Consider the following 10,408-nt stretch of genomic DNA (forward strand, 5'->3'; position numbering starts at 1 on the left):
TCCTCCCTCGTTCAGGCCGTTGCTGCCGGCGGTGCACCGGCCTCGCCATCGATCAGCGACTCTCCGGGCTTCACCAGATCGAAAGTGACGGGCACCATCTCGGTTTCAACCGTATCGTTCCGCAGCCTGCAGCGCGTGTAGGCGCTGCTCACCAGATCGCCGGTTTCCGGATGGTCCTCGCGGAAATGCGCGCCCCGGGAATCCTCCCGCGCCAAAGCTGCCCCGGCGATGACGCTGCTGGTCGTCAGCAGACTGTCCAGATTGAGCCAGTCATGCCAGGTGAGGTTAAAGGCCCTGTCGCCATCCGCAAGACCCGTTTCCTGAAGCGCAGCCGCCAAACGCTCAATCGCCGCGCTGCCGGTCTGAAGACTCTGTGCCGTTCGCATAACGCCGACGTGATCCCACATGTCCTGCCAGAGCCGCTCGCGCAGCCCACCCAGATCACCCGCCGGCAGGGCGAAAGGCCGCTCCGCCCGGGCGACACCTGCATCGACCGCCGCTTCATCCGCGTCGCGCCAGCCGGCCTCAACCGCCACATAGGCCGCCATGGCATCGCCGGCGATACCGCCGAAGACGGTGGAATTGGCGACGCCGTTGCCACCCAGCCGGTTGGCGCCGTGAACGCCGCCGCAGTCTTCCCCGGCCGCAAAGAGGCCCGGGACAGCCGTGGAACAATCAATGTCGAATTCCACGCCGCCCATCATGTAGTGAGCGGTGGGCACCACCTCGACACGGCCCGCCGCAAGATCGAAACCGCAGTCGGCACAGCGTTTCACCATGCCCGGAAACCGCTCGCTGACCGTCTCGGGGCCCAGGTGCGCCATCTCGATGAAGACGCCGCCCATCGGCGTTGTCCGACCGGCGCGCATCTCCGAATAGATGGCGCGGGAGACGATGTCACGGGTCGCCCGCTCACCGGCGGGGTGATAGCCTTCCATGAAACGTTCTCCGGCCCCGTTCAGCAGATAGCCGCCGGCGCCGCGCAACCCCTCCTCCAGCACCGTGCCGGTCATCCGCGTGTCGGGGCCGCCGAGCAGCCCGGTGGGATGGAACTGCACCATCTCCATGTCCCGAAGACTGAGGCCATAGCGCAGTGCCATCGCCAGGCCGTCGCAGCTCTTGTCGCCGGAGGGCGTGTGGTAGAGATACATGGTCGGCCCGGCACCGGTGCCGAGCAGCACCGCCTTGGCCTGAACCAGGCGGTATGTGCCCTCGCGCATATCGATCATCAACACCCCGGCGATACCGGAGCCGTCGCGGGCCGGGATCAATTCGATGGCCCGGTGCTCCTCGAGCCTGGTGACGTCGAGCGCCCAGACCTGCTCCATCAGGCGGTTGATGATCTCGATACCGGTCAGGTCGCCCTTGTGCACCGTGCGGTCGAAGCTCTGGCCGGCAAAGGCTTTTTGATGCATCGACCCGTCGGCGTTGCGGTCGAAGAAGCAGCCGACCTCGTTCTCCAGTTCGCGAACACGTTCCACCGCCTTCACGCAGAGTTCCCAGGCGAGATCCTGGCGCGGCAGCCATTTGCCGCCGACGATGGTGTCCATGAAATGCCGCTCGACTGAGTCGCCGGGCGCCAGGGCGACGTTGTAACCGCCCTGCACCATGCGCGTGCAGCCGCATTTGCCCAGCAGCCCCTTGGCGGCAATGGTCACGTCAAGGTCCGGATTGGCCTGTTTGGCGTGCAGCGCGGCGAACAGCCCGGCGCCCCCGGTGCCGAGGATCAGGATGTCGGTCTTGTGGTGTTCGATCCGCATGCTTCAGGCAATCTGAACAAAGAAGACGAGACCGACGACAAAGGCCGCCGCCGCGCCCGGGAAAATCCACCGCAGACGCGGATCGCTAGGGAACGGCCAGCGCAGGAATTCCAACGCCAGCACCCTGATACCGAAACACAGATGCAAAGTCAGCAGGGTGACCAGCCCCCATTCCGCAACCTTCACCAGCGGCAGTTCGGCAAAGGCCAGGAAGCCATCGAGCCGCTCGGCCCCCTCCAGCGCAAGACCCAGGGCAAGAAAATGAAACGGCAGGAAAACCGCCAAGGCCAGCCCCGACAAGCGATGACCGAGAAAGGCGAGGTAGCTTTCGTGGCTGCGCAGCGGTTGCATGATCTAGGCGACCACCGCAACGACGGCCCGCAAACCGAGACCGGCAAGCAGGAGGCCGAAAACCAGGGAGAGCAGGTTTATCAGCCTCAGCCCCACGCCGGTCCACTCGCGCAGGATGTTGCGCAGACCGAGCGGCGCATGAACAGCCGCGGCGAGAACGAAGGCGCCGTAGAACAACGCCCAACCCAAACTGCCCTGAGTGCGCCCCAGGATTTCCGCCGCCGTCAGGCCGTCGCGCACGGCATAGAGGATGAGACCCAGGTGGACCAGCACCAGAGGCGCCAGGACCATCGCGCTGAGACGTTGCAGAATGAACAGGCGGCGCTCCATCATCCCGGCTCCCCGACCTTGGGCGGCCCGAAGAGGGTGCTGCGCTTCAGGCCGGCAATGGATTGCGAAGGACTAAGCTCGACGGGGCAGTGACGCGTGCAGTTGCCCTGGCTGTGGCAGGAGGCGCAGCCACCCGCCGCGAAGGCCCGGTCCAGCGTTTCCTCGCGGGCGCCATGACGGGCATCGTTCACCAGGGTCCAGGCACGGTTCAGGGCCGCCGGACCCAGGTAATCCTGGTCCCAGGCCACCACATCACAGGCGCTGTAGCAGACCGCGCAGTTGATGCACTCGATGGCAGCAGAGGCCGCCAGCCGCGACGCAGACTGGGGATCGACACGCTGCGGCGGATCCTGCCGGCCTGCGGTGCCGGCAAAGCGCCCGCCAGCCTTGTGCCACTTCTCGAAGAAGGGTGTCAGGTCGCTCACCAGGTCTTTGATGTGCGGCAGGTTACGCAGCGGCTCCAGCGTCAGGGTTCCCTCGCCGCCAAGACGACGGACATGGGTGCGGCAGGTCCAGCGCGGGCGCCCGTTCACCGTCATGGCACAGGAGCCGCAGACGCCGACGCGACAGGCGAAACGATAGGCCAGCGCCGGTTCCAGGCTGCGCTGCACCTCGGTGACCACGTCGAGGACGGTCTGATTGGCGCGCGCCGGCACCTCATAGCTTTCGAAGCGACCCTCCGCCTTGCCGCGCCAGATGCGAACCGTCAACGTTTCCGTCATCCCGGCGCCTTCACCGCTATTGCCGGGGCGCGGCTGACCTGAGGTGCCGCCCGGGCTTCAATGGCAACGTCGATACAGACGGGGCCCTTGCAGCCCAGTGCCTCTGCGAGGGTACCCGGCAACGCGTCCGCTTCGGTAACATGAAAACCCTGACAACCGAGGGCGACCGCGGCCTGATCATAGCGCGCGCCGGGGCTCAGGTCGCAGCCGATCTGGCGCTCCTTGCCATAGTCGCGGATCTGGATGACCTGCTCGGCGTTCCAGCGCGCGTCGTTGCCGACGATGGCGACGAAGTCCGTCTCTTCGCGCGCCGCCGTCTCAAACTCGCTCAGATGAAAGCCGGCGGTACCGTCGCCCATCAGGGTGATGATCCGTGCCCCGGGCCGGGCCAGGCGGGCACCGATGGCGTAGGGCAAGGCGGCACCGATAGCGCCGGAGGGGCCGTTTATGATCCGGGTTGCGGCGTTTGCCGTCGCCTGAACCCACTGGCCGAACTCGCCGCCGTCACAGATCAGGATGGCATCATCCCGCCCCTTGAGCGCGGCCTGCACGGCACCGCCCACCTGTTCTGCCAGGACACCGCCACCACCTTGAGCCGTGACCCGGCAGGCCAGGGCCGCGGCAACATCGTCGCGCCAGGCAGTGCGCACCGCGCCGCCGGAACCGGCAGCCGCCAAGGCCTCGGCGGCAGGAAGGATGTCGGCCTCAGCCGAGAAAACCAAGCGCCGGCCAAGGGCCTCCACCGCCCTTGCGATCACCGCCGGGTCCGGGTCCAGTATCATCACTTCGGCACCCGGGGATTGGCTTTTGCCGGCAAAGCCGGACATGAAATCCACGGCCTTTCCAATGAAAAGCAGGCCGTCGGCCTGGGCCAGTACTTCGGCAAAAGCACCCAGCGCCGGATCCCGGAGCCCGCGGGGACTTTCCAGGCTGATCGCCGGCAGATTCAGGGCCGCAGCCAGTTGTGCCAGGCGGTCGCGCCCCCGTGATGGGCTGAGGCACGGCCCGGCCAACAGCAAGGGCCGTTTGTAGCCCGTCAGGCGCGTCACCACCGCATCGATAACGGCTTGCTCTGGTTGCCTGACGGACGGTGCGAACGCATCAGCGGCCAGCGGCAACAGGGGCCCGGCATCGTCATTCAGCACATCGAAAGGCAAGGCCAGATGGACCGGGCCCGGACGGCCGGCATGCGCGAGGCGCACCGCGCGGGCAAAGGCCGCGGAGAGGTCAACCGCCGCGGTCACCCGCTCACTCGCCTTTACGAAAGGCTTCGCGGCCGCAACCTGCGGAAACTCCTGAAAGGCCCCCTGACCATCCAGCGACGTGGGTGAATCGCCGGACAGGAGCACCACCGGGCTCTCCGACATGGCGGCGGTATAGAGCGCACCCAGTGCATTGCCGAAGCCGGGCGCAGCAGTCACCAGGGCAACCCCGGTACGGCCCGACACCTGGGCATAGGCATCGGCCATGAAAACCGCCGCCGCTTCGTGGCGGCTGTGGACGATACGAATACCCGGCTCGATCAAGGCATCGTAGAGCGGCATGATCTGGTTGCCGGAAAGGGAAAAGACCACGTCAACGCCGGCATCCGCCATGGCGCCCGCCAAGTGATCCGCACCACGCATAAATCTCTGCTCCGAAGATTGTCAGCCGTTTCGGCCCGTCGGAAGGCAAGTTTAATCTTTTATTTTTCTCAATCAAGATTTATGTAAGTTTACGTATTCGGGATCAATTATGCAGCGCCGAACTCTATGGACGTCAAGTCGCTCTATACGCTGATCGCCGCCGCCGACTGCGGCAGTTTTGCGGAAGCAGGCCTCAGACTGGGGGTCTCGATCTCCGCCGTCAGCCTTCAGCTTCGCGCGCTTGAGGAAGAAACCGGTCTCGCGCTGTTCGACCGCCGGACCCGCCCCCCGCAGTTGACGGACGAAGGCCGCGACTTCGTGGCCCGCGCCCGCGAAGTCCTTGCCCACTGGGAAACGCTGAGCGACGGCCTTTCGCGCGATCCGGCGGGCGGCGTGCTCCGGGTTGGCGCCGTACACACCGCTGTCGCTGCGGCGCTGCCGGCGGCATTGCTGCAGCTGCAAGGCAGCCGCCCCGAGCTTTCGGTGCGCCTCGCCACCGGACTGTCCCACGACCTGGAAGAACAGTTGAAGCGCCGGATCATCGACTGCGCGGTGGTGACCGAGGCCGAAGCGCAGTCGGAGGAACTGACCAGCCACCGGATCGGCAGCGAGCCACTGGCGCTCATCGCCCACCGCTCGATCAAGGGGCGCGATATCCGCAAGATCCTCGAATCCCAACCCTATGTTCGTTTCAGCCGCCAGGCGCGGGTCGCGCGCCTTATAGAGAGCGAACTCCAACGCCGCGGGATTGCCGTGGCGTCGCGCATGGAGATCGACACGCTCGACGCGGTGGTGTCTCTGGTAAGAAACCAACTCGGTGTCTCCATCGTCCCGCTGAATGCCGGGGGCGATCCCTTACCGAAGGACCTCCGCAGCCTGCCCCTCGGCTCCCCGCCCATCCTGCGTCACCTGGCCGTGGCGGCTCGCAAAGACAGCCCCAAGGCGCATCTGGTGTCGTTGTTGGTGGAGGCGCTCCGCAGCGTCTACGCGAACCGGGCGGCGGCATAAGCGGCACAGCGCCGCCGTTTTCCCAAGCTGCGCCTTGCATCACATTATGGCCGTCCAAACCACCAGGTTGATAAGATTCACAACCTTTGAGCATTAACATTTTGTGTAGATTTGCCTTCCATAGTTGGCCGTTCTGTTGAGTTAGATGGGTATTTTAGCCTAATTCCTGCTCCTCGGGACCAAACGGGCGCGGCCCCGCGATTTCACGGGCTGAGCACTGTTTCATCTGGGCATGGTTGCTGGGCAACGCCGCCTCAGGAGGGCATTGAGTATGAAGGGCATCATCTTCACCGAGTTTCTTGAGATGGTCGATGCAAAGTTCGATCCGGAAACAACGGAGAGAATCATCGACATGGTCGATGTCCCTTCAGGCTGTGCCTATACCGCGATCGGAACCTATGACCATACCGAGCTGATTCAGCTCGTCGTCGCCCTGAGCAAGGAAACCAAGGCCGAGGTCACCGATCTGGTTCGTGCTTACGGTTTCTACCTTTTCGAACGCTTCGTCCGCACCTACCCGCGGTTTTTCTCCGGCATAAGAGACGCCTTCACCTTCATGGAGGGGGTGGAGAGCATCGTTCACACCGAGGTGCGCAAGCTCGACGAAGCGGCCAACCCACCACGGATTCTCTGCACCCGCGAGAGCGGCGAACGGCTCGAGGTCATCTACGAGTCGGAGCGCTGCCTTGCTGACGCCGCCCACGGCCTGATCCTGGGTTGTATTGACTACTATGGGGAAAACGTCGAGCTCGAGCGCAGCAATCTGGATGATGAGTCCGGTAAGAGGGTTCGTTTTCTCCTGACCAGGAAAAGCTAACCGCATGGATATCGACGTCCTCAAAAAACGCCTGTCCCGGGAAAAAATCGCCCGCCGCCAGGCGGAATCGATTCTTGAATCCAAGAGCCGCGACCTCTTCCTCGCCAGCGAACAGGTTTCCAAGTCGGCACAGCTCATCAAGGCCCAGTCGCAGCAGCTGCAGGCGGTTCTCGATCACGCTATGGCAGCCATCTTCCTGGTCGACGAAACCGACAAGATCGTGCGCGCCAATCGCGTCGCCGAGCTGACCTTCGAGATGTCGAAGGAAGACCTGCTGAACAGCAACCTCTTCGACCTCTTTAGCGCGGATGCCAAGGAAGCCGCACGAAAATACGATGCCGTCTCGGAACTGAACCAGGCGACCGATACGTCTGATGCCGCAATCGAGTCCATCGGCCTGCGCAAGAACGGCACCACCTTCCCGATGGAACTCTCGATCACCCAACTCGATCTGGACGGCAACAGCTTTACCGTTTGGATCTGCAGAGATATTTCTTCGCGCAAGGAAGCAGAGGAGAAAAGGGCAAAGCTGGAGCAGGAACTGGGCCAGGCGCAGAAGCTTGAATCCCTCGGCACCCTGGCCAGCGGCATCGCCCACGAGATCAACACGCCGGTCCAGTACGTCAGCGACAACGGCCACTTTCTGAAGGACGCCTTCGCAGACCTGATGAAGGTTCTGACTGCCCAGGATGCTTTGCTGCAGGCCGCAGAGGAAGCCGGAGTGCTGGGTGATCAGGCCGCCGAGGTGCGCAAATCCCAGGAAGACGCCGACATCGACTTTCTGAAGGAAGAAGTTCCCGGATCGATCGACCAGACCCTGGACGGCGTTTCCCGCATCAGCAAGATCGTCACTGCAGTCAAGGAATTCTCCCACCCCGGCACCACCGAAAAAACCCTCGTCGACCTGAACAGCGCCATCGAAACGACCCTTACCGTGGCCCGTAACGAATGGAAATATCTGGCCAAGGTCGAAACGATCTTCGACGACAGCCTGCCGCAGGTGCCCTGCCTGCCGGGTGAGTTCAATCAGGTCATCCTGAACATGGTCGTCAACGCCGCCCATGCCATCGAAAGCAGCAGGGAGGGCGAGGAACTTGGTGAGATCACGATCAAGACATCGCGGCAAAACGGCATGGCGGAAATCCGTGTATCGGATAGCGGCTGCGGTATCTCCGAGGAAAACCTGAAACAGATCTTCGATCCGTTCTTCACCACCAAAGGCGTCGGCAAGGGGACCGGCCAGGGCCTCTCGATCGCCTATAGCAGCATCACCCAAAAGCACAACGGCACGATCTCGGTAGAGTCCAAACTCGGCGCCGGCACGACCTTCATCGTGCGCATCCCCCTGGAAGAAGCCGCTGCCATGAAGGAGGCCGGTTAGATGAAACCCAGCATTCTCTTCGTCGACGACGAGAAGAACATCCTCCAGGGGCTTCGGCGTATGCTGCGCGGTCTACGCGACGAATGGGACATGGACTTCGCCGAGGGCGGCGAAGCGGCTCTGGCGAAGCTATCGGAGCAGACCGTCGACGTCGTCGTGACCGATATGAAAATGCCGGGCATGAACGGCGCAGAGCTTCTCGACCGGATATCCGGGCTCTACCCGCACACACTGCGTCTCATACTCTCCGGCGAAGCCGATACCGAAGCAACCTTCCGCACCGTCACGACCAGTCATCAGTTTCTGCCCAAACCCTCCAACAGCGAGCGTCTGGTCGAGATCATCCGCTCCGCCCTGCGCCGCCGCGACGCTGTTGGCAATGCCAAGCTTCAAGCACTGGTGACCAGCGTCGGCTGCCTTCCCGTTTCCCAGGCGACCCACCAGCAACTCACCGACCTGCTCGACGAGGAAACCGCCTCGCTGGATCTGGCCGCTGATATATTCTCAGTGGAGCCGGCCCTCGCCGCCAAGGTAATGCAGCTGGCAAATTCGGCCTACTTCGGTATCGGGGACCCGGCTGTCAGCCCCAAAGCGGCGGCGACCCGTCTTGGCTGGGATGTTCTTCGTACCCTTTTGCTGAACCACGAACTCGCCCTTCCCTACCCCGCAGATGCCTGCAAGGCGCTCTACGAGCGCACCATCGCCCAGGCCCAGGAAACGGCCGAGCTTGCCGCCTGGATCGCCAAGCAGGAAGGTGCCGCCGCAGCCGATGTTGCGCAGGCCCAGCTTGCCGGCCTGCTGCACTGCCTTGGCCGACTGCTGTTGTGCCACCAGGCGCCGGAGGACTACGCCAAGGTCCCCGCCCTGGTAACCGCCGGCCAGATGGTGGACGAAGCGGAGCATCAGGTCTTCGGAAGCCATCACGCCGCGCTGGGGGCCTATCTCGCGCAAGCCTGGGCATTGCCGCCCGCGGTCGTCGACGCGATCCAGCACCTCCACGAGCCAAGCAACCTTGCAGCCGACGAAGACCGGGGCATACCGCTGCTCGCCGCCCATGCCGCGCTGGGTATCGTTACAAGCCAGCACGCCGTCGACCCCAAAGCGGCCGCCTCGGCTCAATTGGACGCCGACTTCGTGGCCCGACAAGGTTGCGAAGCGAAGGTCGATGCCTGGGTCGACGGCTGGATCAATCGTGGAACCGCCGCATGACGGAAAAAGTGCTCTTCGTTGACGATGATCCTCAAATCCTGAACGGGTTCAAAAGAGGGCTTCGAAAACGCTTCGACCTTAAAACCGCCGAGGGCGGCGCTGCGGGCCTTGATACCCTGAAGCAGGACGGCCCTTTTGCCGTGGTCGTCAGCGATCAGCAGATGCCCGAAATGGACGGGATCTCCTTCCTGCGGCAGGTGAAGCAGAAATCGCCTTTGACGGTTCGCATGATGCTGACCGGCAACGCCGATCAACAGACGGCGATGGATGCCGTCAACGAAGGGCACATCTTCCGCTTTCTGACGAAACCCTGCGCACCGGAAGACCTGGCCGTCGCCGTCGAAGCGGCGCAGCAGCAGTACCGGCTTGTCTCTGCCGAGCGGGAGCTTCTGGAGAAGACCCTGGCCGGCAGCGTGAAGGTTCTGGTCGACGTTCTCTCGCTAAGCGACCCCGATGCCTTCAAGGAAATCGCCCGCCTGCAGCGCTGGGGACAGGCTCTCGCCAAGGCCATAAAGCTTGATGATGCCTGGGCGCTGAACATGGCGACGATGCTGCACGGGATCGGGCGCATCACCCTGCCCGACGACGTGACCGCGAAGCTGCGCAGTGGCGGCGACCTGAACGAGGTCGAGGCCGATATGGTGGCCCGCACGCCGGAAACCGCGCGGGATCTCATCAAGAACATCCCCCGGCTGGAAGGCGTTGCCCAGGCGGTCTACTACCAGTCCGCCGGCTATGACGGCAGCGGTTTCCCGGGCGACGGTACCAAGGGCGCAGACCTGCCCATCGAAGCCCGCATCCTGCGCATCCTGATCGACCTTGCCTGCACCTCAACGCGCGACAAACCCGGACCCGAGATCTTCGACAGGCTGGCCAAGACCGGAAACGCCTACGACCCCGAGATCCTGAAGGCGGCAAGGGCCTGCCTGACGCCCGAGGAAAGCGCGGGCACCGAAGCGCCGCCCGAACCGGAGGTTCTGAAGGTTCAGCTTCATCAGCTGACATCCGATCACAAGCTGGTGGAGGACGCGGTAACCGAAACCGACGTCCTTGTGCTCGCCGCGGGACATCGCCTGTCGCGCCCGATGATCCAGAAGCTTCAGCAGTACCACAAGTTACGAACCCTGAAGATGCCGCTCTCCGTCGTCCAGATCGCCCCTGAAGACGAAGAAGAGGCCGCCGCCGACCAGCCGCAGGCCTGACCC

The 10,408-nt window shown here is 63.7% G+C and carries 10 protein-coding genes; 5 read left to right on the forward strand and 5 right to left on the reverse strand.

Annotated elements, in window-relative coordinates:
* Positions 1 to 11: 11 nt before the first annotated feature.
* The 5 genes from HBA54_RS11950 to HBA54_RS11970 are packed head-to-tail and all read right to left on the reverse strand — an operon-like array spanning position 12 to position 4,788.
* A complete protein-coding gene (locus HBA54_RS11950; protein WP_167224767.1) occupies positions 12 to 1,760 on the reverse strand; it encodes an L-aspartate oxidase in 1,749 nt (582 codons plus the stop codon).
* Between the two features lie 3 nt (positions 1,761 to 1,763).
* The gene (gene sdhC / locus HBA54_RS11955; RefSeq protein WP_205944596.1) at positions 1,764 to 2,111 is read right to left on the reverse strand and encodes a succinate dehydrogenase, cytochrome b556 subunit; all 348 of its coding nucleotides are present in this window, start codon (positions 2,109 to 2,111) and stop codon (positions 1,764 to 1,766) included.
* 3 nt (positions 2,112 to 2,114) lie between these two features.
* A complete protein-coding gene (locus tag HBA54_RS11960; protein WP_205944597.1) occupies positions 2,115 to 2,444 on the reverse strand; it encodes a succinate dehydrogenase/fumarate reductase transmembrane subunit in 330 nt (109 codons plus the stop codon).
* Positions 2,441 to 3,163 carry a succinate dehydrogenase/fumarate reductase iron-sulfur subunit gene (locus tag HBA54_RS11965; RefSeq protein WP_167224769.1) on the reverse strand — a complete coding sequence of 241 codons (723 nt, stop codon included), beginning with the start codon at positions 3,161 to 3,163 and terminating at the stop codon, positions 2,441 to 2,443. The genes HBA54_RS11960 and HBA54_RS11965 overlap by 4 nt, the downstream gene beginning before the upstream one ends.
* Positions 3,160 to 4,788: a thiamine pyrophosphate-binding protein gene (locus HBA54_RS11970; RefSeq protein WP_167224771.1), complete on the reverse strand. Its 1,629-nt coding sequence runs from the start codon at positions 4,786 to 4,788 to the stop codon at positions 3,160 to 3,162. Before HBA54_RS11970 ends, HBA54_RS11965 begins: the two co-directional genes overlap by 4 nt.
* Before the next feature lie 126 nt (positions 4,789 to 4,914).
* Between HBA54_RS11970 and HBA54_RS11975 the strand changes: the two genes are divergently transcribed.
* The 5 genes from HBA54_RS11975 (at position 4,915) to HBA54_RS11995 (ending at position 10,405) form a co-directional block, all read left to right on the forward strand.
* Positions 4,915 to 5,796: a LysR family transcriptional regulator gene (locus HBA54_RS11975; protein ID WP_167224773.1), complete on the forward strand. Its 882-nt coding sequence runs from the start codon at positions 4,915 to 4,917 to the stop codon at positions 5,794 to 5,796.
* A gap of 271 nt (positions 5,797 to 6,067) precedes the next feature.
* Positions 6,068 to 6,613, forward strand: a complete 546-nt coding sequence (locus HBA54_RS11980; RefSeq protein ID WP_167224775.1) for a heme NO-binding domain-containing protein — start codon at positions 6,068 to 6,070, stop codon at positions 6,611 to 6,613.
* A 4-nt stretch (positions 6,614 to 6,617) separates the two neighbouring features.
* Positions 6,618 to 7,994: a two-component system sensor histidine kinase NtrB gene (locus HBA54_RS11985; RefSeq protein WP_167224777.1), complete on the forward strand. Its 1,377-nt coding sequence runs from the start codon at positions 6,618 to 6,620 to the stop codon at positions 7,992 to 7,994.
* Entirely contained in the window at positions 7,995 to 9,203 is a 1,209-nt protein-coding gene (locus HBA54_RS11990; protein ID WP_167224779.1) for an HDOD domain-containing protein, read from the forward strand.
* Positions 9,200 to 10,405 carry an HD domain-containing phosphohydrolase gene (locus HBA54_RS11995; protein WP_167224781.1) on the forward strand — a complete coding sequence of 402 codons (1,206 nt, stop codon included), beginning with the start codon at positions 9,200 to 9,202 and terminating at the stop codon, positions 10,403 to 10,405. The genes HBA54_RS11990 and HBA54_RS11995 overlap by 4 nt, the downstream gene beginning before the upstream one ends.
* Positions 10,406 to 10,408: the final 3 nt, after the last annotated feature.

This window comes from Pelagibius litoralis (genome assembly GCF_011683915.1).
GTDB lineage: Bacteria > Pseudomonadota > Alphaproteobacteria > Kiloniellales > Kiloniellaceae > Pelagibius > Pelagibius litoralis.

What these genes read in the sequence shown, in the direction of transcription:
- HBA54_RS11975 (WP_167224773.1), top strand. Translation starts at nt 4,915, where the DNA reads ATGGACGTCAAGTCGCTCTATACGCTGATCGCCGCCGCCGACTGCGGC.
- HBA54_RS11985 (WP_167224777.1), top strand. Translation starts at nt 6,618, where the DNA reads ATGGATATCGACGTCCTCAAAAAACGCCTGTCCCGGGAAAAAATCGCC.
- HBA54_RS11970 (WP_167224771.1), bottom strand. Translation starts at nt 4,788, where the DNA reads ATGCGTGGTGCGGATCACTTGGCGGGCGCCATGGCGGATGCCGGCGTT.
- HBA54_RS11990 (WP_167224779.1), top strand. Translation starts at nt 7,995, where the DNA reads ATGAAACCCAGCATTCTCTTCGTCGACGACGAGAAGAACATCCTCCAG.
- HBA54_RS11950 (WP_167224767.1), bottom strand. Translation starts at nt 1,760, where the DNA reads ATGCGGATCGAACACCACAAGACCGACATCCTGATCCTCGGCACCGGG.
- sdhC (WP_205944596.1), bottom strand. Translation starts at nt 2,111, where the DNA reads ATGCAACCGCTGCGCAGCCACGAAAGCTACCTCGCCTTTCTCGGTCAT.
- HBA54_RS11995 (WP_167224781.1), top strand. Translation starts at nt 9,200, where the DNA reads ATGACGGAAAAAGTGCTCTTCGTTGACGATGATCCTCAAATCCTGAAC.
- HBA54_RS11965 (WP_167224769.1), bottom strand. Translation starts at nt 3,163, where the DNA reads ATGACGGAAACGTTGACGGTTCGCATCTGGCGCGGCAAGGCGGAGGGT.
- HBA54_RS11980 (WP_167224775.1), top strand. Translation starts at nt 6,068, where the DNA reads ATGAAGGGCATCATCTTCACCGAGTTTCTTGAGATGGTCGATGCAAAG.
- HBA54_RS11960 (WP_205944597.1), bottom strand. Translation starts at nt 2,444, where the DNA reads ATGATGGAGCGCCGCCTGTTCATTCTGCAACGTCTCAGCGCGATGGTC.